Genomic DNA, 24218 nt, shown 5'->3' with positions numbered 1-24218 from the left:
CATGGATCTACTAATTAAATATATGCGGTCATAGCTCAGCTGGTAGAGCGCAACCTTGCCAAGGTTGAGGTCGCGAGTTCGAACCTCGTTGACCGCTCCAAATAATTGAATATAGTTTTGCGGTCATAGCTCAGCTGGTAGAGCGCAACCTTGCCAAGGTTGAGGTCGCGAGTTCGAACCTCGTTGACCGCTCCAAATAAAGATGGGAATCACTTTTCGTGATTCCCATCTTTGCTTTAACCATCATTCCAGGCGGCTACCACTTCCCTGACTAGTAAATAGCTAACCTGTGTGCAATCTGACAGCCACCAGCAAAACACCGAGGCAACTCGGGAAATGTTCCTAATGCACTTCCATGCGTTGGCCTGAGCCTTTAGGGTGGGTAGTAGTTGTGGAGCTACAGGGGTTCCCACAGACGAATGGAGGTGCAGCATGGCAGGATTTGATGATCTGCGTGGCAAGGCAGAGGAATTCGCCAAGGAGAACCCGGAGCAGGTATCCCAGGGTATCGAACAGGCTGGTGATTTTGTCGATGACAAGACCGGCGGCAAGTTCGCCGAGCAGGTAGACGGTGTCCAGCAGGGCGCTGGCGACTACCTCAATGGCCTTGGCGGAGGCGAAGGCGAGAATAACGAGGCCTAATTCCTCGACGCACTCCCCTCGGCTTGCCCGAGCATCCAGGGAAGGTACCGACCGAGGTCGGTACCTTCCCTGCTTTAACGTCATATCAGGGGAATTAATTCATGCCGATTTTCGGCCAACCGGCGCCACCCTGTAGAAAAAGAGTATGACTCGTCACACGCCCCCAGATGGAGCTGGCCTTTTCCATTCCGTGCTTGCGGGATTGATCACCACCATGGTGGGGTTTGTAGCATCCTTCGCCGTCGTACTGGCCGGATTATTCCAGGTCGGAGCTTCTAGCGAACAGGCCGCCTCAGGCTTATTCGTCCTGTCCCTCTGCATAGGCCTGAGCACCATTGCGCTTTCGCTGCGATACCGCCAGCCGATCAGCATTGCATGGTCCACTCCCGGTGCCGCGATGCTCGCCTCACTGGCTCCCGGAGTGTTCGGGTTCAATCAGGCAGTGGGGGCATTCATCGTCAGCGGCGCACTGATCATGTTGACCGGTCTGGTACCGTCCTTGCACCGGCTGCTCACTCGTATTCCGGTCCCAATTGCCCAAGGCATGCTCGCCGGTGTCTTGATCCCGCTGTGCCTGAAACCATTTACAGCCGTGGCCAGCATCCCGTTGCCCGCGTTGGGTATCCTCCTGGTGTTCTTCGTCGGGCTCAGGATCCTTCCGAAATTCGCTGTAGCGCTGAGCATGCTGGCGGCGGTGGGGTTCGGCCTATGGCATATTGGACGCACCGCGACGTGGGATTCACTCGAAGTTCTTCCGCAGCTGCAATGGGTCAGTCCTGAATTCTCCTGGCAGGCCATTGCCAGCATCAGCGTTCCGTTGTTCGTGGTGACGATGGCATCGCAGAATATTCCGGGCGTGGCCGTGCTCAGCTCCTTCGGGTACACAGCGCCGTGGCGCCCCACCATGCTGGCGACCGGAGTGGGGTCGGCTAGCGGCGCGTTCTTCGGCGGGCATGCCATCAACCTGGCGGCAATCACCGCGGCGCTGGCTGCCGGAGAGCAGGCCGGCCCGGACCCCCGGCTGCGTTGGCGGGCGGCGGCGAGTTCAGGCGTGTTCTACTTGGTCTTCGGTGCCTTGAGCGCGCTGATCGTATCGGTGGCCAGCGCGTCGCCCGAGGGGCTGTTCCAGGCGGCGGCGGGCTTGGCGTTGCTGGCAACACTCGCCAATGCGCTGCTCGGAGCGATGGCCGATTCCTCCTGGCGGTTGAGCGCATTGGCCACGGTCCTGGTCGCTGCCGGCAATCTCACGCTCTTCGGGATCGGCGGAGCCTTCTGGGCCTTGGTGGCAGGGCTCTTAACGCACTTCATCGTCGAGCGCAGGGCTCGACGATGAAGTGGCGGGACCGGTGTTTCCGGCTTAGAGCGCTGGTTCTCCAACTTGGCCTTCACGAGCCAAAGCGGTCAGGCGCGAGACGGCGCGGAAGTACTTTTTCTGGTAGCCGCCGGACATCATTTCCGGGGTGAACAGTTCGCTGAATGGCTTGCCTGAGGCAACGATTGGCACGTCCTTGTCGTACAGGCGGTCAGCAAGAACCACGAAACGCAGGGCGATGGCCTGATCGGTGATGGTATCCACGTTGTGCAGAACCAGCACATCAGTCTCGGAAAGCAACTGGCGGTAACGCGACGGGTGAACCTTCGAAAGGTGAGCCACCAGATCGTCGAAGTTGTCATCGGCCAAGGTCTTGTCCGGGTAGCGATCCAGGGCGAATGCCTCGATGCTCGCATCGTCCAAGGGCTCGGGGGCATCGGGCAGGCCACGGTGGCGGAAGTCTTCGCCTTCGACGCGGTGCACGTCGAACTGCTCTGACAGGGTCTTGATTTCACGCTGGAAATCCACTGCCGCGAAGCGCCCCTCGCCCAGCGCACCAGGCAGGGTGTTGGAGGTTGCCGCCAGCTTCACGCCAGCATCGGACAGCTCGCGCATCAACCGGGACATCAGCACGGTGTCCCCCGGATCATCCAGTTCGAACTCGTCGATGCAGACCAGCGAGTATTGGCTGAGCACTTCAACGGTCTGGCGGAAGGACAGCGCGCCAACCAGGTTGGTGTACTCAACGAAGGTGCCGAAGGCCTTGCGGCCCGGGGCTGCATGCCACAGGGAGGCGAGCAGGTGGGTCTTGCCCACGCCGAAGCCGCCATCGAGGTAGATGCCGTTCTTGGTTTCCTTCTTCTTGCCGAAAAGCTTGGAGAAGAACGAACCGGAGCTGTTCTTGCCCACGGTTTCTGCGAAAGCCTTGAGCTTATTGACGGCTTCGGTCTGCGAAGGCTGGTTAGGATCCGGGCGATAGGTATTGAAGGACACTTCACCAAAGCGGTAGGACGGGTGGAATCCGGCCAGCAGTTCTTCGATTGAAAGATTCGGCTTGGTCTCGCTCAGGTGGGTGATCGTCGCCATTGGCTGTGGGAGTCCTTCAGTTGATTGCTCAGGAAATGGTCGGGAAGCCGTGGCTTTCCCATCGGCCAGTTTACCTTGAACGCGGCGAATCATTGCCGAAAATGTCGTAGAGCACACTGGGTTCGCAATGGATGAGGACTAGGCTAGAAGTAATGCCCGTGCCCGCTGTTTCCAGCGTGGCAAAAACTGACACCCGCAAGGATCGTGATTAGGAATGTCGTTGCCCGTCGAATCCAACGAGAAATATGCTGCCTACGCTCACCCAGAACGACTGGTTTCCACCCAGTGGGTGGCAGACAACCTCGGAGCCGAGAATCTCGTAGTACTGGAATCGGATGAGGACATCTTGCTGTATTCCACTGGCCACGTGCCAGGCGCACTGAAGATTGACTGGCACACGGAGCTGAATGACGAAGTCACGCGCGACTACGTCGACGGCGAAGGCTTCGCACAGCTGATGGCCGCCAAGGGCATCACCCGCGAGTCGACCGTGGTCATCTACGGGGACAAGTCCAACTGGTGGGCCGCCTACGCGCTGTGGGTCTTCACACTTTTCGGCCACGAAGATGTCCGCCTGATGGACGGCGGCCGCGACAAGTGGATCGCTGAAGGCCGCGAGCTGAGCACCGAGAAGCCGGCCGTGACCGCCACCGAATACCCGGTGATCGAGCGCGTCGACTCCGAGATCCGCGCTTTCCTTCCGGAGGTCCTGAAGCACCTGGGCAACCCGCTGATCGACGTGCGTTCGGCCGAGGAATACACCGGCGAACGTACCCACATGCCGAATTACCCGGAAGAAGGCGCCCTGCGCGGCGGGCACATCCCAACCGCCGCATCGGTGCCATGGGCCAAGGCTGCGGCCGAGGACGGCACCTTCCGCTCGCGCGGAGAATTGGAAGCCATCTACCTCGACGGCGCCGGCCTGAAGCCGGGCGACGATGTGGTGGCCTACTGCCGCATCGGTGAACGTTCGAGCCATACCTGGTTCGTGCTCAAGCACCTGCTGGGCTTCGAAACCGTGCGCAACTACGACGGTTCATGGACCGAGTGGGGCAACGCGGTTGGCGTGCCCATCGTTCGCGGCGAAGCCGCCGGCGAGATGCCTGCACAGCGCGGAGCCCGCGCATGAGCCAGCTCCCCGATGCACTGAACGAAATCGTCGAGGAGTTCACCGAGGTGCCCGAGGCCGACCGCTTGGAACTGCTGCTGGAGTACTCGCGCGAGCTGCCCGAGCTTCCAGCACGCCTGGCTGATCATCCTGAACTATTCGAGCAGGTTGTCGAATGCCAGTCGCCGCTGTTCCTGGCCGTCGAGGTCTCGGCCGAAGCGAATAACCCGGTGGGACTGTTCTTCTCCGCTCCCCCGGAGGCTCCAACCACCCGCGGCTTCGCCTCGGTGCTGGCTGCCGGCCTGGACGGCGCGGAGGCCGCAGCGATTCTCGCCGTTCCCGATGACATGCCCCAGCAGCTGGGTCTGACCCGTGCGCTGTCGCCGTTGCGCATGCGCGGCATGACCGCCATGCTCGGCCGCATTAAGCGCCAGATCTCAGAGCAGCTGCCTGCGTAGGTTTTGCATCGAACGCAGCTAGAAGCCAATAAGCAGTAGTTAAGGATCCCCAAGCACGTGGGCAAGAAGAAGCAGGCCGCCTCCACCCCGGCGACCGCCGCGCTGGATGCGGCAGGTATCAACTATGTAGCGCACAGCTATGCGCATAGCGACTTGGCCGAAAGCTACGGCGCCGAAGCAGCCGAGCAATTGGGTGCCAGTGGCGACCGGGTCTTCAAGACCCTGATGGTCTCCACCGGGGCCAACGCCGCCCAGGATCTGGCCGTCGCAGTGGTGCCAGTGAATGCGAAGCTGGATCTGAAGGCGATTGGCACCGCGTTGGGCAAGAAGAAGGCGCAGATGGCTGACAGGGCTGCCGCCCAGCGACGCAGCGGCTATGTCCTGGGCGGGATTTCCCCGTTCGGGCAGCGCCAGAAAACCGCTACCGTCATTGACTCCAGTGCGCAGCAGTTCGAGACGGTATTCATTTCTGGCGGGCGCCGCGGTTTCAGCCTGGAGATCGCTCCGCGAGATGCCGCGAAGGCGACCGGAGCCATTTGGGCGCCGATCGCCTCCGGCTAGACAGCGATTGGCCAAAAAAGGGCCCTGCCTGCGGGATCGAGATCTGTTGATCGTTCTCGCGGGCAGGGCCCTTTGCCGCCTTGGGCTACTGGACTTGAGGCAGCGGCATGCGCTTGCTCAAGAAGTCGGTGATCGCCCGGGCAAAACCCTGTGGATCCACATTCGGCTCACGCGTGTGCCCTGCCTTGGCAAAGGTCTTGAGCGTGACCAAATCCGGGCGCAGCGCCGCCAGTTTCAAGCTCGGGCCATTAGGGACGAACTCGTCATCACGGCTGTGCATTATCAGCGTCGGGAATTTCAATTCGTCCGCGCGGTCCACCCAATTCAACCGGCGCAGATTGACCGGGGCCGCTTGGCCGGTGACCCAGCGCCCTGCCTTATTGGACAGCAGCCACTGGCCGAACAGGCCCACCGATTGCGGGATCTTATTGGCCCGGGCCTGGTGCGAAAGCACATCTACCCAATTGATTACCGGGCCGACCAGCATGAGCGAGTCAATATGGTGGGCCAGCTTGCTCCGATCGGCGGCCTGCAGGCTGATGGCACCTCCCATGGACCAGCCCAGCAAGATGATCTGCTTCGCTCCGCGGTCCAGTGCGAATTGGATACCCGATTCCACGTCATGCCATTCGGTATCGCCCAGACCGTAGCGGCCATCCGGGGCGCTCGGAGCCAAACCGTCATTGCGGTAGCTCATCAGCAAGGTCGTAACCCCGAGTTCGCTCAAGGCAGGCAGCGCCCGAATGGTCTCATTACGTCGGGCGCCTCGGCCGTGCACGCCAATCACCCAGACATCTTCGTTCGTGGAGCCACGCACCAGCCAGGCTGGACCGTCGCCGCCATCCAGGGGCACGACTACGTCTTCTGCGTCAAAGCCCAGGTCCGCGGGGTGCTCGTAAATTGCCCCGGATAGGTTGCCGCGGCGTACTCCCTGGAGGGTGCCGTGATAGATCTTCTCGATTTTGCGCGCCACCAGGCGGGATTTGCCCGGAACGGCTTCCGGCGCGGAAAGCCGCAGCGCGCAGGAGTCGAATTCGGTGAGGAAGCTGCACGGACCAGGTTCGCTGGTATCGGCGTCCTTGTTGAAATGCAACCAGAGTTTGCCCTCGGCATCGGTGACGACCTCCCGGATGATGCTGTTGCCGGTGCGGCGTTCTTCCGGGGTCACTACACGTCGGGCGAAGTAACCGGCGAGCGCTGATACGCTGGCGGCCACCAGGGAACCGGCGCCCAGTCCCAGCCCAACCCCAATCAGGGTTGCAGGCACTGCGCTGCGGGGTTGCATGGTATCTACGATGTTCCGAGCCATGTTTTCATCTTTCCATGACCTGGCCCGGGAATCATCTAGCCTGCTCAAGCGTTTTATATTGCATGAATGATGAATCGGTAAACCAATCAGCACAGCCAGCAGACGAAGCAACCGCGCGCAGCGATGTGCAGTGGCAGCAGATCCTCTCTTCCGAGGAATTCCGCGTATTGCGCCAAGCAGGGACCGAGCGTCCATTTACCGGCGAATACTGGGATACCACTACCGAGGGCGTGTACTCCTGCCGAGCCTGCGGTTCGGAACTGTTCGCCAGCACTACGAAGTTCGATGCCGGTTGCGGCTGGCCTTCCTTCTTCGCGCCGTTGGCCGAAGATCGGGTGCGCTATATCAGCGACGAGTCCATGGGCATGAAGCGTGTTGAGGTGCGTTGCGCCAATTGCGATTCGCATATGGGCCACGTTTTCGAGGGTGAAGGTTTCCAAACCCCAACCGATCTGCGTTACTGCATGAACTCTTTGAGCTTGACCCTGCGTCCTGCTCAGGGCTAATGCCTTTGTCGGTGGCAAGGCATGGATCACTTTTAGAGCAAGAGTTGCTTATTCACTGATGACTTAGCATCACCTTTTCTGTTGTTTGAGCGTAGCGTTCAAGGTAAGCACTTGAGCGCTGCCCCAAACATGAAAAGAAGGTGTATGAAATGACTCAGATTTCCTCCAAGCCAGTACCGGCCACCGACGCAGAAGTACTGCAGATCGCAAACTCGGAAGCTTGGCTGACGCTGAAGTCTGCCGCCACCGAGTTCCAGGGCCTCCAGGGACAGGACGGTTCCTTGGCCGACAGCGCATCTGCACCACAGGCTGCCAAGCTCGTTGATTCCATCATCGAGTCGGTGCAGTCCTTGCGCGTGCACTTCGAGCACGACGCAGAGTACCTCGAACAGGTGGTCACGGACCTGCGCCAGTGGGCAGATGCAGGCTTCGGCGTTCCCGACTTCCTCGATTCGCTGATGCAGTTCCAGCCCCAGGCCCAGCGCATTGACGGCCTGCTGCATCTGGTGCTTTTCCCGATGTACACCCAGAACGGTTCAACCAACCGCCACCTCGAAGCCGTGCTGGTGCAGGTCATGTGGCCTGAGTTCATTGCCGATCTGGAGAGCAAGGACTACGCCAACGCCCTGTTCGTGCCGCTGCGCTTCATCGACTTCACCGAAGGCTACAACACCAATTCCGCGGTGCTCTTCCCGGAGTCGGTCGCCATTCGGCAGACTCCGTCATTCACTTGGGGCGCGATCTTCCAGGATCGTGAGGCTGTACGCTTCCGCAAGGTCCTGCAGGAAGCTTCACGCATCACCAACCTCGAACTGCCCGATGACGCCGCAGAGCTGCTCAAGGACCAGCACCTGACCGAAGAAACCTTCATCATGTGGGACCTGATTCACGACCGCACCCACATGCGTGGCGATCTGCCATTCGACCCGTTCATGATCAAGCAGCGCATGCCGTTCTTCCTGTACTCGCTCGAAGAACTGCGTTGCGATTTGACCGCGTTCCGCGAATGCATGAAGATCGCCGCCAACCCGGCTTCGGATCAGAAGAGCGCCAAGATGGCCAAGCTGGTGCAATACGCGGTGATCTTCGACCGCATCTTCCGCTTCGCCATCACCGGCTCGCGCGTACGCAACTACGACGGTCTCGGTGGCCAGTTGCTGTTCGCATGGATGCACCAGCACCATGTACTGCACTGGACCGACACCAAGTTGAGCATCGATTGGGATCAGGTACCCGAGGTGGTTGCAGCCTTGGGGGATGCGATCGACGAACTGTATTGGAAGTCCATCGACCGTCCGAAGCTGGCTCACTGGCTTGCTGCCTACGAACTGGTTTCGGCCACCGTCACCCCGAACCCCGCGTCGGTCTGGGCCAAGGGTCCGGATGCCCTGCCGCTGACCGCACCACTACGTGAAATCACCGACCAGGTCATGGACGATGAATTCCCGCTGTCGATGTTCTACGAAGCTCTGAATAAGAAAATGGCCACCGTCATCGAATCGACCAAGGGCATGACCGGGGCAACGAAAATCTAGCCTTTCCTCTAGGCTAGAAAATGTGAGCAAAGAAAGAATCTCCTTGAACGAGACATCCAGACTAGTGCTCCTTGCCGGTGCTACTTCCGCCTCCGGCATTGCCAGCGCCACCGCGCTGGTTGATGCCGGAGCGCGTGTGCTTGCAGTGGGAAGCAACCAAGAGCGCCTCGACGAACGCCTCCCGTTCGTTCATGCCCGCTATGAATGCGATCTGGGCGACTTCGCAGCGGTCAAGCAATTGGCACTGCGGATTCATGAAGAGCACGGCAGCATCGATGCGCTGATCCACCTGGTAGGTGGCTGGCGTGGCGGTAAGTCGATCACCGGCCAAACCGACGAGGACTGGGATTTCTTGCACAGCAGCGTGCTGACCACCCTGCGCAACACCTCCCGCGCCTTCGTCGATGATCTGGTCGCCTCCCCCGCAGGCCGCTTGGCGATAGTCAGTGCCGAGGCAGTGCTGAATCCGACCCCGTCCAATGCCAACTACGGTGCGGTCAAGGCCGCAGCGGAACACTGGGTCAATGCCATCGCCCGCCTGTTCGCCAAGCAGGCAGAAAATGCCGCCGCGGTGAGTTGGGTCGTCAAGGCATTGAGCGACAAGTCTCCCGAAGAAACGCCTTCCGGGCAGACCCCGGTGCAGTTTCTTGCCCAGGCCGCAGTGGCTTTGCTTGGCCAGGATGCCCGCGAGCTCAACGGCACCCGGGTTGCATTGCCCAAGGCCTGATTACTGGTCGGTGCACACCTCTGGGCGCTGCACTGGCATAGCTTTCGACTTCACCCCTTGAACTACTAAGGACCTCCACAGCATGACTTTTACCCACGACGCTTCGATTCGCGGATTCGCTTCGGATAATTATTCTGGCGTGCACCCGCGCATCATGGATGCGATTGCCCGCGCCAACGGCGGCCACCAGATCTCCTACGGTGAGGACCAGTACACCGAGGAACTAGGCAACGTCGCCCGCAATGCCTTTGGCCCGGAAGCCCAGATCTTCCCGGTTTTCAACGGCACCGGCGCCAACGTCATCGCCTTGCAGTCCTTGCTTCCACGCTGGGGCGCTGTCATCTGCGCATCTTCTGCACATATCAACGTGGATGAGAACGGTGCGCCGGAGCGCATCGGCGGCTTCAAGCTGCTGCAGGTTGACACTCCCGACGGCAAACTGACTCCAGAGCTGATCGACCAGGAAGCATGGGGCTGGGGCGACGAGCACCGCGCGCAGCCGCTGGCCGTGTCGATCACCCAGGCCACCGAGCTGGGCACCCTGTACACCCCTGGGGAAATCAAGGCCATCACCGACCACGCGCACAAGCTGGGCATGAAAGTGCATCTGGATGGCTCGCGCCTGTCCAACGCCGCGGCCTCCCTGGGCGTGCCGTTGCGCGCGCTGACCACTGACGTCGGCGTGGACATTGTTTCCCTCGGCGGTACCAAGAACGGCATCCTGCTCGGTGAGGGCATTTTGACCCTGCGCAGCGAACTGGCCCAGGACCTGAAGTACCTGCGCAAGATGAACATGCAGCTGGGTTCGAAAATGCGCTTCATCTCCGCACAGCTGATCGAGCTCTACGGCACCGATCTGTGGCGCGAATTGGCAAGCCACTCCAACGCCATGGCCGCCAAGCTCTCGCAGGCAGTTGAGGAAATTGACGGAGTCCAGCTGGTCTACCCGACTCAGGCCAACGGCGTCTTCGCCCAGCTGCCTACCGAGGTCAGCGACCAGCTGCGCGAGCACTTCCGCTTCTACGACTGGGATCGCGCGGCCGGCCAAGTGCGCTGGATGTGCTCGTTCGACACCACCGAGGAAGATGTTGCAGCGTTCATTGCCAAGCTGCACGAGCTGCTCGGCGCCTACGCCGCCGCTTAGCATGAACCCGCGGTCGGCGCGCCGTACCCATGCTCGGGTACGGCGCGCTTAGACTCAAATTGTGACCAATGATCGCCCTGCTTCCGCCATTCCGAAGGCCTTTGCCACGGCCCTTGAAGAGTTGTCGCATGCCAAGGTGCGCAAGGAACTGAAATTCACCGAAATTCCGGCCCCTGGCAGGCTGGCGCCGTTCGCGCTGGCACTCAGCGGCGACGTGATGGATGTGGTTGCTCCCGGACACGGCCCCCAGGGCCAGGAGATTGGCCGCACCCCGTTCCTCCAACCAGCCGAGCAGCTGGCCACCGGACGCTTCATCCTCCTCTTCGACCCCGCAGGCCAAGAACTGTGGAATGGCCAGTTCCGCATCGTCACCTACATTCGGGCCCGTCTGGATCATGAAATGGGCCAGGATTCCATGCTGGCTTCCGTCGCGTGGTCATGGCTCGAAGAAGCCCTGCGCGATCGCGACGCCGCATACCATTCCGCTGGCGGTACTGCGACTCGGGTAATTTCCGAATCCTTCGGCAATCTCGCCGGGGAACAAGACCATATCGATATCGAGCTGCGTGCTTCCTGGTCCCCGGACTCTGACCATCTGGGAACGCATCTGAGCGCGTGGGCCGATATGGTTTGCACTTTCGCCGGCCTGCCTCCCCTGCCCGAAGGTGTGCAGCAGCTGCCTCATCGCCGCCTGAGCTAGCGATTATCAATGCGATGGAGCCGAATAGTCCTAGAATGGAAGCACCATGCCGAATTCTGACTCTTCCGCTCCCGCATCATCCACCACTGCCAACGAGGCCGCCGCACCCGTTCTGACGCCACTAAGTGCGCCACGCGACGGGATCCCCGAAGTCATCGACACCGCACCTGCCTTGCGCCGTGCAGTGCGGGCGCTGGAAGCCGGCATCGGCGATCTGGCCGTGGATACCGAAAGAGCCAGCGGGTTCCGCTACGGCCAGCGCGCCTTCTTGCTGCAGATTCGCCGAGAAGGTGCGGGTACTTGGCTGATCGACCCTGAAACCCTGGACGATCTGTCCCCGCTGCGCGAGTTCGTCAACGAGCAGCCCTGGATCCTGCATGCGGCCACCCAGGATTTGCCGTGCCTGCACGAATTGGGCATGTCCCCTACCTCGCTGTTCGATACCGAGATGGCTGGCCGTCTTGCGGGATTCCCCCGCGTCTCGCTGGGTACCATGGTGGGCGAATTGCTCGAGCTGCAGTTGGCCAAAGAACATTCGGCAGTGGACTGGTCCACCCGCCCGTTGCCTGAATCATGGCTGAACTACGCCGCACTGGATGTGGAAGTTCTCGAAGAGCTGCGCCAGGCCATCACCGCGGTGCTGGAAGAGCAGGGCAAGCTGGATTTCGCCTTCCAGGAATTCGAGTACGAACGCAATCTGCCTGACCCTTCCCCGGCACAGGTGCCGTGGCGCAAATTGTCCGGCATCCATAAGCTCAAGAGCCGACGCAATCTGGCGGTAGCTCGCGAACTGTGGCTTTCCCGCGAAGCCCTGGCGCAGAGCCGCGACGTTGCCCCGGGTCGGCTCATTCCCGACCGCGCCATCATGGCCGCCGTGGATCAGCGCGCCACCAGCGTTCCAGCGCTCTTGCAGATCCCCGGGTTCCACACGCGCAATGCCAAACGCGATGCCGCACGCTGGGTCGACGCGATCAAGCGCGGCAATAGCACCAGGGACCTGCCCGACCTGCGCGCCCCCAAGCCGGACTTGCCGCACCCCCGCTCATGGGCCGAAAAGAACCCGGCCGCGGCGAACCGGCTGGACGCGGCCAAGCTGGTCGTCAATGAGGTGAGCGAGCACTGGAATATTCCCGGCGAGAATCTCTTGACCCCGAAGTACCTGCGTGAATTGTGCTGGAATGCGCCGGCTCGCATCAGTGAGGCAAGCGTAGCGGACATGCTGGAAAATCTCGGTGCCCGCCAGTGGCAGCGTGGACTTCTTGCGGACAAGCTGGCCATCGCGTTGAAGCAGGCCTAGGCGGTTTCCAAGAAGGATTCACCGCGGGTTCCCGGATTTGCGAGGTGCTGCACTTGCACTTCAAGTTACTACTGAGTAACGTATGGTTCAGGTCACAGTGATGCTGGCCACTGCCCGGTCTTCACGGGCAGCATGAACCAACCCCAAGGAGCCCGACGGTGAGTGCCAACGCTTCGACCGTGCGCAACAATGCGCGCCCTTCGCTCGACGACCGCGATGTCGTCTTCATCGACGGGGTACGCACCCCATTTGGCAAAGCCGGCGAGAAGGGGATCTACCACGGTACCCGCGCCGATGACCTTGCCGTCAAAGCCGTACGCGGCCTGCTGGAACGCAACCCGGAAGTTCCTGCCGAGAAGATCGACGAGATCTCCATTGCCGCAACTACGCAGTCCGGCGATCAGGGCTTGACCTTGGGCCGCACCGTGGGCCTGCTCTCCGGTATCCCCAAGTCCGTTCCGGGCTTCGCCATCGACCGCATGTGCGCCGGAGCGATGACCGCCGTCACCGCGACCGCCGGCGGCATCGCTTTCGGCGCCTACGACGTAGTGGTCGCCGGCGGCGTGGAGCACATGGGCAACCACCCCATGGGCGCCGGAGCGGACCCGAACCCGCGCTTCCTCTCCGAGCGCATCGTCGACCCGCAAGCATTGAACATGGGCAATACCGCGGAGAACCTGCACGACCGCTTCCCTGCGATCACCAAGGAACGCGCCGACCGCTATGCTGTCGCATCGCAGGCCAAGCTGGCCAAGGCCTACGAGAACCAGCAGATCCAGGCCGATCTGATCCCCGTGGCAGCCAAGCGGCCGGGCGAAGGCTGGGCCGTGAACTCGGTTGACGAGCCGCCACGGCCAGGCACCACCATGGAATCGCTGGCCGAACTGCGCACCCCCTTCCGCGCCCACGGACGCGTGACCGCAGGCAACGCAGCAGGCTTGAACGACGGAGCCACCGCCGCCCTGCTGGCCAGCGGCGAGGCAGTGCGCGAACTGGGCCTGGAACCGAAGATGCGCATGGTCTCCTTCGCCTTCGCCGGCGTGGACCCGGACGTGATGGGCTACGGGCCGGTGCCGGCCACCGAAAAGGCCCTGGCCAAGGCCGGCCTTGGCATCAACGACATCGGCCTGTTCGAAATCAACGAGGCTTTCGCCGTGCAAGTGCTGTCCTTCCTCGACTACTACGGAATCGACCAGGACGATGAGCGCGTGAACCGGTACGGCGGTGCCATCGCCGTGGGCCACCCGCTGGCCTCTTCCGGCGTGCGCCTGATGTCCCAGCTGGCCCGCCAGTTCTCCGAAGACCATTCGGTGCGCTATGGCATCACCACCATGTGCATCGGCTTGGGCATGGGCGGCACAGTGATCTGGGAGAACCCAAACCACGCGGACTTCGGCAGCAAGGCATAAGGAAGAGACAATGACTGCAATGAGCAAAGATTTCCAGGCTGTCGCGCAGCTGATGCACGATGAGACCGTCACCCACACCTTCGTGAAGGATGTGGCCTTGCCAAGCGGCAAGACAATGGCACTGCTGACCCTGGATAACGGCCTGGACCACAAGAAGCCGACCACCCTCGGGCCCAATGGCCTGCTGGAACTGCGCGCCGCGCTGGAAGTCCAAGCAGAACGCGCCAAGAATGGCGAGATCGATGCCCTGGCGATCACCGGCAAGCCGTACTTCCTGATTGCCGGTACCGACCTGTCGGCCGTCACCCGCCTGAGCGCACCGGATCAATCAACCGCCATGGCTTCGCTGGGCCACTACACCTATGAGCTGCTTGCCGATTTGGGCGTTCCGACCTTCGCTTTCATCAACGGCCTGGCGCTCGGCGGCGGCTTGGAAATCGCGCTGGCTTGCAACTACCGCACGGTCAGCACCGCCGCGGGCGCTTTGGGCCTGCCAGAAGGTTTCCTCGGCCTGATTCCGGGTTGGGCCGGCGTATACCGCCTGCCCCGCCTAGTCGGCCCCGAGAACGCGCTGAAGGTCATGATCGAGAACCCGCTGAACAGCAACCGCACCCTCTCCGGTCCGGCAGCTGCCAAGATGGGGGTGGCCGACGCCCTGTTCGAACCAGCTGACTTCATCGAGCACTCCATTGCCTTCGCTGACGGTGTCATCTCCGGAACCACAGAGGTCAAGCGCCCCAATGCGGTCGATCCAACCGATCCCGAGGTTGCTCGCCGCTGGCTGGATGCGGCCGACGCTGCCGAAAAGTTCGTCGATGCGAAGCTGTCCGGCGCGGCCCCGGCACCGTACAAGGTGCTTGAGGTCTTCCGCAAGGGCCTGGCCATCTCGCAGCAGGAATCAGCAGTCCTTGAAGTCGAAGCGCTGACTGGCCTGATGAGCACCCCGCAGTTCCAGAACACCGTGTACGCCTTCCTGGACCTGGTCCAGAAGCGCGGCAAGCGCCCCGCCGGCGCACCGGATCCAAAGCTCGCGCGCCCCGTCACCAAAGTGGGTGTCGTTGGCGCAGGGTTGATGGCTGGCCAGCTGGCCCTGCTGTTCGCCCGCCGCCTGAACGTTCCGGTGGTTATCACCGATCTGGATCAATCGCGCGTGGACAAGGGCCTTGCCTACATCCATGGCGAGATCGACAAGCTGCACGCCAAGGGCCGCATGAGCCAGGATGCGGTCAACCGCACCAAGGCTCTGGTTACCGGATCGGTCACCAAGAAGGCGTTCGCGGATGCCGACTTCGTCATCGAGGCCGTCTTCGAAGAGCTGAATGTGAAGAAGCAAGTTTTCGCAGAGGTTGAAGCCGTGGTCTCCCCCGAGTGCATCCTGGCCACCAACACTTCCTCGCTCTCTGTCACCGAGATGGGCCGCGACTTGTCGCATCCAGAGCGCCTGGTCGGTTTCCACTTCTTCAACCCGGTAGCCGTGATGCCGCTGCTGGAAATTGCTGCTACGGAGTGGACCAACGATTCCTCGCTGTCCACTGCATTCGTGCTGGGCAAGAAGCTGAAGAAGACCACGGTGAAAACCAAGGATTCTGCCGCATTCGTGGTCAACCGCGTACTGCTTCGCCTGATGAGTGAAGTCCAGGCCGCTTTCGACGAGGGCACCGACGCGAAGACAGCTGACTCGGCACTGACCCCCATGGGCCTGCCAATGAGCCCGTTGACCTTGTTGGCGATGGTAGGTCTGCCGGTCGCGCAGCATGTCAACGAGTCGCTGAACGCCGCTTTCGGCGAACGATTTGCCGTCTCGGAGAATCTGCAGAAACTGATCGATGCCAAGATCACTGCCCTCTGGGTCAAGGATGAGGCAGGCAACCAGGTGCTGAATCCCGAGGCTGAAAAGCTGATGGCCTTCGGCGATCAGCACTCGAGCAAGGAACAGATCCTGGCTCGTGTTCAAGATGCTCTGGCCGAGGAAATCGGGCTGCTGCTGGATGAGGGCGTCGTTGCCGAAGCAGCCGACGTCGATCTATGCATGATCACCGGTGCCGGCTGGCCAATGCACCTCGGTGGCATCACCCCGTACCTGGACCAGGTTGGCGCCTCCGAACGTGTCAACGGGAAGAGGTTCAACGGCTAGTACCTTCCGGGCCGTTCTTGGTTCCGGTGCTTCTCCCTGAGTGCTGGACCCATGCGAGATGCCGTGACCGCTTCCCTCATGAGGAAAGCTGGTCCCGGCTTCTTGCTGCCCCGTTAAGATGCAGGAACCCCGTACAGCTGGTAAATGCTGCTGTACGGGGTTCCTGCGCTCCATGGAGCTGGGCTTCGCATGCCCAGTTACTTAGATGATGTCTTCACCATTGCGACGGGCTTCCAGCCATTCCTGGATAAATCCCCTGCTGATGAAGAACAGTACTCCGGCCACTATAACTGGCCATACCAGTACGTACAGGCTCAGGAAAAACGTCGTCATTATTTGCCTCCCAGGCTCTTTGGGTCGTGTCCGGCTTCTGCAGCCCCGGTCTTTGCAGGTACTGCGTCGAAGTCACCGGTGCGTACTGCGATGACATCGAAGTCGAATTCCATCTTGGATCTGAATGACATGAGGTAGCAGACGATGGTACTTACCGAGTAGGCAACCAGCGAGGCGCTCAAGGTCGTGTAGTCGCGCAAGAATCCGAAGACGAATGGTGCGCTGGCCAGCATCGCGACGACCCCAACAATTTTGGCGACGCGCAGACCGAAGAACCCGAAGCTCATCAATGCCAAGACCACGCCAATGCCAATCACCGACAGCAACTCGATCAGCAAGCCGGTGACGCCATTGATAGGGATCAGCTCGAAGCGAACCGGGATGAAGATCGCCAGAGCAACCAGTACTGAAACGGTGAAAGCCTTGTTCGTGACCTTCTTCCAGTAGAAGCTGGCCAAAACCGGGAAGACCAGCGCGCCCCAAAGAGCTCCTACGAAGACCAGCAGGTCCAGGATGTTCAGTTGCATGCTCGCGAAAGCGACTGCCAACGCGGTGGCAACGACCATGGTCGCACGGCCAATGAGAAGCATCTTCTTCGGATCAGCCTTGTCCTTGCCTGCGACGTTCTGTCCGTACACGTCGGCCATCATGATCGAGGACAAAGCTGCCAAGTCCGAGTCAGCAGTTGACGACAGTGCACCAATGATCATGATGAAGAACAGCGCCAGCAGTACACCTGGCAGGTAGCTGGCTGCCATCTCAGGGATGAGGTTGTTCATGTCGCCACCGGATGGCTCGAACCCAATGTACAGGGCGAGCACGCCGAGCATGCCCACGCCAATGACCATCGCGCCGTAGCCGATGGTTGCAGTGATGAAAGTTGGCTTGATCAGGTCCTCGCGTACTGCGAAGAGACGCTGGGCAATGGTCTGGTTGCCAATTGCGTAGGCCAGAACAGCGGCAATGTATGGTGCGCCCTGGCCCAAGAATGCTTCAGAAGAGAAGAAATTGGACTGCTGCGGGGTCAAGTTGCTCGCACCGGTTTCGAATGCGGCCGGGAACCCTGAGGCAAAGAAGATTACTGGGACAATAATTGCTACAGCGCCGAGCATGGCAACGACCTGGACAAAGTCGGTCAATACCGAGGCACGGAATCCGGACCACAGCGTGTAGAGCAGAACGCCGCCGGCAACGGCCAGCACGCCTTGGATGAAGTTGAAGGGCGAAAGCATCGAAATCAATACGCCACCGGCAATGAAGTTGGACATCAAGGAGATGACCGAACCAACGATATTCGACCCGGCGAGCATCAGCTGGCTGGAGCGCCCATGGCGTGCGTGCATGACCTCTGCGAGCGTGTGCGCGCGTGGCGCGACCTTGCGTATCCGCTTGCCGAATGGGTAGATGAACAGAATCATCAACGCACCCCAGAGCCCATAGTGGATCGGGCCGGAGATTCCGTAGGTGTACCCGGACGTGGCCGAGGCATACATCGATGAGGCCCAGATCCAGGTAGCGGTCATGCTTGCAGCGGAAATGCCGAATCCAATTTTATTTCCCGCCGTCATGTAGTCGTCGGCGTTTTCTTTCTTCTTCCCGATTCGGGTGGAAATATAGAAGGTTCCTCCATAGAAGAACACCAATAGCAAGACAACAGTTAGGGCGCTGAACTGCACTATTTCGTTATTCACGCGCCACCTCCCTCTAATAGACAGTGATGAGATTCGCGCCGGGAGCTAAATGCTCAACCGGCGACTTATCCTGCACGTCTTCCTGCGAGATGTCATCGCAAGGGGTAAATTTCAGCTGACGCGCACAAGCCCCTGGGCCCATGAACCACTTCCCAACACTCAAGTTTCGTTCGTTTCTCATTCGTATCGTTCATCCCTAGTCACGGGGAGCACCAGCTCGTGGATTCGCTCCAGAACCTGGCGCTTTTGGCTTCACAACGTGAATCCGGACCCATGGTTTGCCTGCATCGCACTTGCGGCTAGCCATACTGGCGCGCAATGGCGCTTCGGGTCAGTTCAGGCGCGGTACTCGCGTTGGCGAATGCCGCCTGCCTTCCATCGGAGGACTGCTGCCCGGAACTCAACACGCGATTACTGCGTGGAGTAACTCAGTCGGCGATAAAATGCCGCACGGGAAAACAGCGAAAGCTCTCTCCGAAATTAGTAGCTTCAACTAACTACATACAAATATTAGCATGAATGCAAAGATATTCGAATCTTCCGCCGCAAGGCAGCGGGGCAACCCAATCACCGATCGGCCGGCAGGGGGCACGATGTTGAATCAGCCCATCGCCTGTATCAATCACGGGACTACCTTGCAGATGCGTGTAACGGTGCGCACATAAGTGCGGAAAACCGGGGTAAAAAATATCTAGTTCTGGCCGTTCTATTCCCCACTGGGAGACGGGCGGGCATGCCCCAATTACACCACCCGAAATGCCCCACCTGGATTACTAACCTCTCCAAAGTGCGGGATTCAGAGCCATGCCGAGGGAGCACCCGGCGCTATGGATACTCTCGGGACTTCGAAAACACTGCATAAATATTCATAGTATTCGATACCGCCTGGCGAACGCATGCAGACCGCTCCCCCGCCGATCAAACTCACCGCATGCCGCATCCTCCTGACGCGGACGCTTTGCTCTTAGCGCCGGCACAGAGATCTCTGCCAGAATGGGTGCATGACTGACATCGCCCGACCAGCCCGTCGTACGTTCATGTGCGCCTCGGCAGCACTTGGTTCCGCCGCACTGCTCACCGCCTGCGGTGATGGACATTCTGAAGCCGACACCCCCGAGGCATTGCCGATCCCTGAACCAACCGGAGAAGGACAGGCGCTCATGAAGGCCAAGGACCTTGCCATCGGATCGCGTGCACTCGCTCCAGCCAAGGATCCTTCCGGAAAAGAAGTAGGCGTTTTGCTCTTCCGCAAGGATGAGAAGACAGTTTTGGCCTACTCGAACGTCTGCACCCACCAGGGTTGTGCCGTGAGCCCGAAGTCCAGCAAGGAAGATTTCTACTGCGCCTGCCATGGCTCACGATTCGCACCCGCTGACGGTACCGTGGACGAAGGTCCAGCTATCGCGGCTCTGCCACGCTACGCGGCGGCAATTGAAGGTGACGACATCGTCGCCTATATCACCGCCGCAGAGTAGTTTCCCAGCTCTTTTAAAGCACGAAAGGCTGAACCCGGATGGGTTCAGCCTTTCGTGCTTTCTAATTGGTTCGTTTAGAACAATGCAACCTTCTGCGGGGTCGGGAAGAGCTCATCCATCTGGACCCGTTCCGCAGCGCTCGGAACCCAACGCACCGCTGCAGCGTTGGCTCGAATCTGCTCGGGACGGGTGGCACCGGCAATCACTGAGGCCACCGGCGACTGCGCTGCCAGCCACGAAAACGCCAATTCGATCGGCGTCAGATCCCGTTCGGCGGCAAACGCATCGAATTTATCCAACTGCTCGAAATCGCTGGTTTCCACGAGATGCTGACGAGCGTGAGTCAGGCGACTGCCTTCTGGGGCATGCCCCTTGGAGTATTTCCCGGTCAGCAGGCCGTTTGCCAGCGGGAAGTAGGGCAAGACGCCCAGATCGAATTCACGAGCCGCTGGAAGCACTTCCAGTTCTGCACGGCGGTCAATCAGGTTGTAGTGATTCTGTGCCGAGACGAATCGCTCGGTTCCCAATTCACGGGCCACGTACTCCGCCTGGGCGATTTGCCAGCCGGCCCGGTTGGAATGACCGATGTAGCGAACCTTGCCGCTGGTGACTAGCTCATCCATAGCCCGCAAGGTTTCTTCGATGGGAGTGTTCGCATCTGGGGTATGGAACTGATACAGGTCGATGTAGTCGGTACCGAGCCGCTTGAGCGACGCTTCGACGGCTTTGACGATATAACGGCGCGAACCACGTGCATTGAAGTCCGGACCATTTGCGCCCTGCATATCCATGCCGAATTTGGTGGCCAGCACGATGTCATTGCGTGCTTGCCCTAGCGCTTTGCCCAGACGGATTTCGGAAAGCCCTGGTTCCTTTCCATAGACATCCGCGACATCGAAGAGCGTAATACCCGCATCAAGCGCCGCATGGATAACCGCGTCGGTTCCTTCTTGGGATTCGGTCGCAGTACCTGCGCGGCCAAGATTGTTGCAGCCTAGCCCGACGACGGAAACACTCAGGCCGCTGCGGCCTAGCTGACGGAATTCCATGGACACCTCATCTGTTGGTTTGTTCATCCGCTTCACTGAGCGACGTTATACCCATAGGCTATCCGGTAGGTAGTTGTGCTCAACATTTCACAGCACAATTCACTGCATTGCATATTTATCCATTAGGATGGAAACATGTCTAAAGTTCTTACCAATCTCCCTGTAGGCGAGCGCGTAGGTATCGCGTTCTCCGGTGGCCTCGACACCTCGGTGGCAGTAGCCTGGATGCGCGACAAGGGCGCCATCCCTTACACCTACACTGGCGACCTCGGCCAGTACGACGAGCCAGATATCGACGCTGTACCTGGCCGTGCACTGGAGTACGGTGCAGAGAACTCCCGCCTGGTTGATTGCAAGCCTGCTCTGGTTGAAGAAGGCTTCGCAGCACTCGCCTGCGGCGCTTTCCACATCCGCACTGGCGGCAAGACCTACTTCAACACCACCCCGCTGGGCCGCGCCGTCACCGGCACCCTGCTGGTCCGCGCAATGCGCGAAGATGGCGTGGATGTCTGGGGCGACGGTTCGACCTACAAGGGCAACGACATCGAGCGCTTCTACCGCTACGGCTTGATGGCCAACCCTAAGCTGCGCATCTACAAGCCATGGCTCGACCCCAACTTCGTTGCAGAGCTTGGTGGCCGCCAGGAAATGTCCGAATGGCTGCAGGAGCACGGTTTCCCTTACCGCGATTCGGCCGAAAAGGCCTACTCAACCGATGCCAACATCTGGGGCGCAACCCACGAGGCGAAGACCCTGGAACTGCTGAACAGCTCCATCGAGTCTGTTGAGCCGATCATGGGCGTGAAGTACTGGGACGAGAACGTAGAGATCAAGACCGAAGATGTCTCGGTTTCCTTCGTCGCTGGCCGCCCGGTAGCCATCAATGGCAAGGAGTTCACCGATCCGGTGGCTCTGGTCAACGAAGCTAATATCATCGGCGGACGCCATGGTCTGGGCATGAGCGACCAGATCGAGAACCGCATCATCGAGGCCAAGTCCCGTGGCATCTACGAAGCACCAGCAATGGCGCTGCTGTACATCGCCTACGAACGCCTCGTGAACGCGATCCACAACGAAGACACCGTGGCCAGCTACCACAACGAAGGCCGCCGCTTGGGCCGTCTGATGTACGAAGGCCGCTGGCTGGACCCGCAGGCCCTGATGCTGCGCGAATCGCTGCAGCGCTGGGTCGGCTCGGCCATCACCGGTACCGTCACCATCCGCTTGCGCCGTGGCGACGACTACACGATCGTGAACACCGAGGGCGAGAACCTGAGCTACCACCCGGACAAGCTTTCGATGGAGCGCGTAGGCGACGCCGCTTTCGGCCCAGTGGACCGCATCGGCCAGCTGACCATGCGCAACCTGGATATCGCGGACTCCCGCGGCCGCCTGGAGCAGTACGCCAACATGGGCCTGGTCGGCGGCACCACCGCTGAACTCGTCGGCTCGCTGGAAGCTGGCGGAGCTGATGACATCGTGAACGCAACCCAGGTTGATAGCGATGACCTGGCGACCGACCGCGCTATCGAGTCTGCTGCATTCGACGCAGGCACCGACTAGACGCCAAGGCACAGCTAGAGGATCGGCCAGGTTCTCCCTTCACGGGGAGAACCTGGCCGATCTTTTATTCTGCCCGGAAACCGGTCAGCGCAAAAAAATAGTCCCAGACGTGTGAACGTCCGGGACTAGCCTGGGTTGCAGGCTGTCAGCCCTCGATCAAGGACAGCAGCGGGCTCACCGCGATGGTGAAACCAATCAAGGAAATCAGTCGAAGTACCATGCGGACACGTGCTCCCTGCTTGGTATTCGGTTCTGGCAGGCGGAAGCCCTGTTCAACGATCCACACCAATATGGCAATGACAACTCCGGTCAAGGCAACCTGCGCTGGGGCGAGGCCAGAAAGCAGGGACACCACTCCAATGCCGATGATGACACCGACGCAAGCCTGGAAAACCAGGTGCAACGGCGTGCGGGTTGCTCCCATCCGCGGGACTTTACGCTGGGCACCGGGGGTCTCGTCCCGGTCTTCTTGTGGAATCATTTCTCCTTGTTTCCTGCTCGTTTAAACCTGTGCTTTCGCGGGGCCGCGCGAAGACACCACATCCTTGGACAACAGCAGGCCACTGCCGCCGTTAAAAACCACAGTACCGAACCGTGGAGCCCGGGCTACTTCTTCGAATCCCAGGGCACGATGAAGCGCCAAAGACGCAGTATTCTGCGCGTTGACCACGCACCATGCGGTCGAAGCGCGCTGCGCAATCCATGACAGCCTGGCCTCGGTTAGGCTTCGTGCCACGCCCCGTTGCCGGTATCCGCAGGCAACCTCGATCCCGGCAAGGTAATAGCCAGCTGGCGCCAACGGATCAGCAGGCTCCCACCAATGGGCTCGAGCCCAGCCAAGCAGCTCTCCGGCCGGGTTCTTGACGACTACCTGGCATTCACCAGCGCCCCAATTTCCAGGTTCAGCCTGACGCCCCAAACTCTCCGACAGCCGACGGATGGCCGGGTGGTCCGCTGCCTGCATTGGCTGCGTCGCAACTATGGGGCTTATCATTCGTGATCAGTCGATGGACATCGGCTTTGGTGGCATCGGGTGCGCCATCTTCAGCTTGTTCAATTCCGCATAGGGCGCAACACCGATACTCATCTTGGTGAAGTCCAGCTTGGCTTCGCGGATGCACGTCTTGATCGCAGCGACTGCAAGCTTTGGAGCTGGTGATAGGACTCGGATGTTCAGCTTTCGGTTACCGAAATCGCTGGACTCCACCGTGCCAAGTCCGCGCCATGCCAAGTGGCCGGTCAGCGCTTCCTTGGCCTTCTTGTCCAGGTACTGGTCGCGCTCGGTGCCATTTGCGGATTTCAGCGCGTACTGCACGATAACCCACGACTGATCTTCTTCCTTGATCTCTGCATAGCCTTCGGCAGCACAGGCTTCAGCGAAACCAGCGAACAATTCGTCGGCGCGGTCGGTGTTTACGTTCTGGACTTCATTGGTCTTGGACATATGTCCCACGGTGCCGTGATTGATCACGAACTGACCCAATTCATCGTCCTCGAACTGCTGGAACCATGCTTCGCGGAATTCCAGTTCGTTCTTTTCGTTCATCCGGTAGGTGCGAATGATCGCCATGTGATTACCCCTTGGGTCTACGGTGTGCTTAGTTATCTAAATTTTTGGAGGCTTCGGCAAGCTGTGCGGCTAGGCGCTCAGCCTTGGATTGCCAGGTGGCGCGGTGTTCGGCATTGAACGGTGCATCGTTGTTGATCACGGTGCCGAGCAACAGTCCAGCTTCTCTTCCAATACTACGAACTAGGGAAGCTGGATAGTTCATGCCTATTTCATGTTCGGCGAATTCATCTTCATCATCAAGGAACACGCCTTGGCTACGTGAACGAATCACGTCCAAATCCATGTCAATGGAGTTGACTTCCCAAGCGCCACGCTTCATCCGTCGCCATCCGATGTTGCTGGACAGGTCGATGTAGACATCAAAATCTTCCAGTGCATCCGCATAGAGGGTGGCAATCCACTGGCCCGAGTGTGGAATCAGGCAGAGCGCATTACTCGCTGCCAAGTGTGCGGTGCCCGGACGGGCTACCAGTGCGCCGGCCGGCTGGTGAAGCCAATGTCCGTATTTGTCCTGTCCGAGATAAAATCCGGGCACCACCCAGTGCGGGCTGGAATCATACTTCCAGGCGCGCGCTACCACCAAGGAACCCTCGGCGATAGTTTCTGGGC

Annotated in this window: 24 protein-coding genes and 2 tRNA genes; 17 read left to right on the top strand and 9 right to left on the bottom strand. The window is 60.2% G+C overall.

Going from position 1 to position 24218, the window contains the following annotated elements:
* Positions 1 to 24 precede the first annotated feature (24 nt).
* The 4 genes from ACIOTN_RS03190 to ACIOTN_RS03175 all read left to right on the top strand — a co-directional run bounded on the left by ACIOTN_RS03190 (position 25) and on the right by ACIOTN_RS03175 (position 1975).
* Positions 25 to 100, top strand: a tRNA-Gly gene (locus tag ACIOTN_RS03190).
* Positions 101 to 119: 19 nt separating this feature from the next.
* A tRNA-Gly gene (locus tag ACIOTN_RS03185) sits at positions 120 to 195 on the top strand.
* A 237-nt stretch (positions 196 to 432) separates the two neighbouring features.
* Complete coding sequence (locus ACIOTN_RS03180; protein WP_133834248.1) at positions 433 to 642, top strand: antitoxin; 210 nt, start codon at positions 433 to 435, stop codon at positions 640 to 642.
* Between the two features lie 145 nt (positions 643 to 787).
* Complete coding sequence (locus ACIOTN_RS03175) at positions 788 to 1975, top strand: benzoate/H(+) symporter BenE family transporter (RefSeq protein WP_332498792.1); 1188 nt, start codon at positions 788 to 790, stop codon at positions 1973 to 1975.
* Positions 1976 to 1999: 24 nt separating this feature from the next.
* Here the strand turns inward: ACIOTN_RS03175 and zapE are convergent, their stop codons facing one another.
* Complete coding sequence (gene zapE / locus ACIOTN_RS03170) at positions 2000 to 3040, bottom strand: cell division protein ZapE (RefSeq protein WP_388022377.1); 1041 nt, start codon at positions 3038 to 3040, stop codon at positions 2000 to 2002.
* A gap of 214 nt (positions 3041 to 3254) precedes the next feature.
* Here zapE and ACIOTN_RS03165 point away from each other — a divergent pair, with 214 nt between their 5' ends.
* The 3 genes from ACIOTN_RS03165 to ybaK are packed head-to-tail and all read left to right on the top strand — an operon-like array spanning position 3255 to position 5167.
* Entirely contained in the window at positions 3255 to 4169 is a 915-nt protein-coding gene (locus tag ACIOTN_RS03165; protein ID WP_332594951.1) for a sulfurtransferase, read from the top strand.
* Positions 4166 to 4606, top strand: coding sequence for a SufE family protein (locus tag ACIOTN_RS03160; protein WP_105656729.1), 441 nt, complete (start codon positions 4166 to 4168; stop codon positions 4604 to 4606). Before ACIOTN_RS03165 ends, ACIOTN_RS03160 begins: the two co-directional genes overlap by 4 nt.
* A 57-nt stretch (positions 4607 to 4663) precedes the next feature.
* Positions 4664 to 5167, top strand: a complete 504-nt coding sequence (ybaK, locus tag ACIOTN_RS03155; RefSeq protein WP_332594950.1) for a Cys-tRNA(Pro) deacylase — start codon at positions 4664 to 4666, stop codon at positions 5165 to 5167.
* An 85-nt stretch (positions 5168 to 5252) separates the two neighbouring features.
* Here the strand turns inward: ybaK and ACIOTN_RS03150 are convergent, their stop codons facing one another.
* On the bottom strand, positions 5253 to 6476 hold the full coding sequence (locus tag ACIOTN_RS03150; protein ID WP_105656731.1) for a S9 family peptidase: 1224 nt from the start codon (positions 6474 to 6476) through the stop codon (positions 5253 to 5255).
* Positions 6477 to 6538: 62 nt separating this feature from the next.
* On the opposite strand from ACIOTN_RS03150, the gene msrB reads away from it, so the two are divergent.
* From msrB to ACIOTN_RS03110, 8 genes are all read left to right on the top strand, one after another.
* Positions 6539 to 6982, top strand: coding sequence for a peptide-methionine (R)-S-oxide reductase MsrB (msrB, locus tag ACIOTN_RS03145; RefSeq protein WP_105656732.1), 444 nt, complete (start codon positions 6539 to 6541; stop codon positions 6980 to 6982).
* Between the two features lie 149 nt (positions 6983 to 7131).
* Positions 7132 to 8517, top strand: a complete 1386-nt coding sequence (locus ACIOTN_RS03140) for a DUF6421 family protein (RefSeq protein WP_402734774.1) — start codon at positions 7132 to 7134, stop codon at positions 8515 to 8517.
* A gap of 22 nt (positions 8518 to 8539) precedes the next feature.
* Positions 8540 to 9244 carry an SDR family oxidoreductase gene (locus tag ACIOTN_RS03135; RefSeq protein WP_286134570.1) on the top strand — a complete coding sequence of 235 codons (705 nt, stop codon included), beginning with the start codon at positions 8540 to 8542 and terminating at the stop codon, positions 9242 to 9244.
* 82 nt (positions 9245 to 9326) lie between these two features.
* Positions 9327 to 10388, top strand: coding sequence for a low specificity L-threonine aldolase (locus tag ACIOTN_RS03130; protein ID WP_105656735.1), 1062 nt, complete (start codon positions 9327 to 9329; stop codon positions 10386 to 10388).
* Between the two features lie 61 nt (positions 10389 to 10449).
* Positions 10450 to 11088 carry a DUF3000 domain-containing protein gene (locus ACIOTN_RS03125; RefSeq protein ID WP_105656736.1) on the top strand — a complete coding sequence of 213 codons (639 nt, stop codon included), beginning with the start codon at positions 10450 to 10452 and terminating at the stop codon, positions 11086 to 11088.
* A 46-nt stretch (positions 11089 to 11134) separates the two neighbouring features.
* The gene (locus ACIOTN_RS03120; RefSeq protein ID WP_105656737.1) at positions 11135 to 12385 is read left to right on the top strand and encodes an HRDC domain-containing protein; all 1251 of its coding nucleotides are present in this window, start codon (positions 11135 to 11137) and stop codon (positions 12383 to 12385) included.
* A gap of 158 nt (positions 12386 to 12543) precedes the next feature.
* On the top strand, positions 12544 to 13794 hold the full coding sequence (locus ACIOTN_RS03115; protein WP_181148799.1) for an acetyl-CoA C-acyltransferase: 1251 nt from the start codon (positions 12544 to 12546) through the stop codon (positions 13792 to 13794).
* A 10-nt stretch (positions 13795 to 13804) separates the two neighbouring features.
* A complete protein-coding gene (locus ACIOTN_RS03110; protein WP_402734773.1) occupies positions 13805 to 15928 on the top strand; it encodes a 3-hydroxyacyl-CoA dehydrogenase NAD-binding domain-containing protein in 2124 nt (707 codons plus the stop codon).
* A gap of 201 nt (positions 15929 to 16129) precedes the next feature.
* On the opposite strand, the gene ACIOTN_RS03105 is transcribed toward ACIOTN_RS03110, so the two are convergent.
* Both ACIOTN_RS03105 and ACIOTN_RS03100 read right to left on the bottom strand, forming a co-directional pair.
* Positions 16130 to 16261: a putative transporter small subunit gene (locus ACIOTN_RS03105; RefSeq protein WP_219844114.1), complete on the bottom strand. Its 132-nt coding sequence runs from the start codon at positions 16259 to 16261 to the stop codon at positions 16130 to 16132.
* Positions 16261 to 17952 (bottom strand): sodium:solute symporter family protein, encoded by a 1692-nt coding sequence (locus ACIOTN_RS03100; protein WP_105656739.1) that lies wholly within the window; start codon positions 17950 to 17952, stop codon positions 16261 to 16263. The genes ACIOTN_RS03105 and ACIOTN_RS03100 overlap by 1 nt, the downstream gene beginning before the upstream one ends.
* Positions 17953 to 18953: 1001 nt before the next feature.
* Here ACIOTN_RS03100 and ACIOTN_RS03095 point away from each other — a divergent pair.
* On the top strand, positions 18954 to 19427 hold the full coding sequence (locus ACIOTN_RS03095; protein WP_133834257.1) for a Rieske (2Fe-2S) protein: 474 nt from the start codon (positions 18954 to 18956) through the stop codon (positions 19425 to 19427).
* Positions 19428 to 19501: 74 nt separating this feature from the next.
* Here the strand turns inward: ACIOTN_RS03095 and ACIOTN_RS03090 are convergent, their stop codons facing one another.
* The gene (locus tag ACIOTN_RS03090) at positions 19502 to 20476 is read right to left on the bottom strand and encodes an aldo/keto reductase (protein ID WP_105656741.1); all 975 of its coding nucleotides are present in this window, start codon (positions 20474 to 20476) and stop codon (positions 19502 to 19504) included.
* Between the two features lie 135 nt (positions 20477 to 20611).
* Between ACIOTN_RS03090 and argG the strand changes: the two genes are divergently transcribed.
* A complete protein-coding gene (gene argG, locus ACIOTN_RS03085; RefSeq protein ID WP_105661468.1) occupies positions 20612 to 22039 on the top strand; it encodes an argininosuccinate synthase in 1428 nt (475 codons plus the stop codon).
* Between the two features lie 145 nt (positions 22040 to 22184).
* Here argG and ACIOTN_RS03080 read toward each other — a convergent pair whose 3' ends face one another.
* The 4 genes from ACIOTN_RS03080 to ACIOTN_RS03065 all read right to left on the bottom strand — a co-directional run bounded on the left by ACIOTN_RS03080 (position 22185) and on the right by ACIOTN_RS03065 (position 24189).
* A complete protein-coding gene (locus tag ACIOTN_RS03080; RefSeq protein WP_105656743.1) occupies positions 22185 to 22520 on the bottom strand; it encodes a hypothetical protein in 336 nt (111 codons plus the stop codon).
* A gap of 21 nt (positions 22521 to 22541) precedes the next feature.
* Entirely contained in the window at positions 22542 to 22958 is a 417-nt protein-coding gene (locus ACIOTN_RS03075; RefSeq protein ID WP_402734772.1) for a GNAT family N-acetyltransferase, read from the bottom strand.
* 81 nt (positions 22959 to 23039) lie between these two features.
* Positions 23040 to 23609, bottom strand: a complete 570-nt coding sequence (locus ACIOTN_RS03070) for a hypothetical protein (RefSeq protein ID WP_105656745.1) — start codon at positions 23607 to 23609, stop codon at positions 23040 to 23042.
* A gap of 28 nt (positions 23610 to 23637) precedes the next feature.
* Positions 23638 to 24189: a DUF402 domain-containing protein gene (locus tag ACIOTN_RS03065; RefSeq protein ID WP_286134572.1), complete on the bottom strand. Its 552-nt coding sequence runs from the start codon at positions 24187 to 24189 to the stop codon at positions 23638 to 23640.
* Positions 24190 to 24218: the final 29 nt, after the last annotated feature.

Source organism: Glutamicibacter sp. NPDC087661 (genome assembly GCF_044743275.1).
In the GTDB taxonomy this organism is placed as follows: domain Bacteria; phylum Actinomycetota; class Actinomycetes; order Actinomycetales; family Micrococcaceae; genus Glutamicibacter.
This window is presented reverse-complemented; position numbering and strand designations above follow the sequence as displayed.

Bases quoted from the DNA above. Each gene is read 5' to 3' on its own strand.
- ACIOTN_RS03180 (WP_133834248.1), top strand. From the start codon at position 433: ATGGCAGGATTTGATGATCTGCGTGGCAAGGCAGAGGAATTCGCCAAG.
- ACIOTN_RS03175 (WP_332498792.1), top strand. From the start codon at position 788: ATGACTCGTCACACGCCCCCAGATGGAGCTGGCCTTTTCCATTCCGTG.
- zapE (WP_388022377.1), bottom strand. From the start codon at position 3,040: ATGGCGACGATCACCCACCTGAGCGAGACCAAGCCGAATCTTTCAATC.
- ACIOTN_RS03165 (WP_332594951.1), top strand. From the start codon at position 3,255: ATGTCGTTGCCCGTCGAATCCAACGAGAAATATGCTGCCTACGCTCAC.
- ACIOTN_RS03160 (WP_105656729.1), top strand. From the start codon at position 4,166: ATGAGCCAGCTCCCCGATGCACTGAACGAAATCGTCGAGGAGTTCACC.
- ACIOTN_RS03150 (WP_105656731.1), bottom strand. From the start codon at position 6,476: ATGGCTCGGAACATCGTAGATACCATGCAACCCCGCAGCGCAGTGCCT.
- msrB (WP_105656732.1), top strand. From the start codon at position 6,539: ATGAATGATGAATCGGTAAACCAATCAGCACAGCCAGCAGACGAAGCA.
- ACIOTN_RS03140 (WP_402734774.1), top strand. From the start codon at position 7,132: ATGACTCAGATTTCCTCCAAGCCAGTACCGGCCACCGACGCAGAAGTA.
- ACIOTN_RS03130 (WP_105656735.1), top strand. From the start codon at position 9,327: ATGACTTTTACCCACGACGCTTCGATTCGCGGATTCGCTTCGGATAAT.
- ACIOTN_RS03120 (WP_105656737.1), top strand. From the start codon at position 11,135: ATGCCGAATTCTGACTCTTCCGCTCCCGCATCATCCACCACTGCCAAC.
- ACIOTN_RS03110 (WP_402734773.1), top strand. From the start codon at position 13,805: ATGACTGCAATGAGCAAAGATTTCCAGGCTGTCGCGCAGCTGATGCAC.
- ACIOTN_RS03105 (WP_219844114.1), bottom strand. From the start codon at position 16,261: ATGACGACGTTTTTCCTGAGCCTGTACGTACTGGTATGGCCAGTTATA.
- ACIOTN_RS03095 (WP_133834257.1), top strand. From the start codon at position 18,954: ATGACTGACATCGCCCGACCAGCCCGTCGTACGTTCATGTGCGCCTCG.
- ACIOTN_RS03090 (WP_105656741.1), bottom strand. From the start codon at position 20,476: ATGGAATTCCGTCAGCTAGGCCGCAGCGGCCTGAGTGTTTCCGTCGTC.
- argG (WP_105661468.1), top strand. From the start codon at position 20,612: ATGTCTAAAGTTCTTACCAATCTCCCTGTAGGCGAGCGCGTAGGTATC.
- ACIOTN_RS03080 (WP_105656743.1), bottom strand. From the start codon at position 22,520: ATGATTCCACAAGAAGACCGGGACGAGACCCCCGGTGCCCAGCGTAAA.
- ACIOTN_RS03070 (WP_105656745.1), bottom strand. From the start codon at position 23,609: ATGGCGATCATTCGCACCTACCGGATGAACGAAAAGAACGAACTGGAA.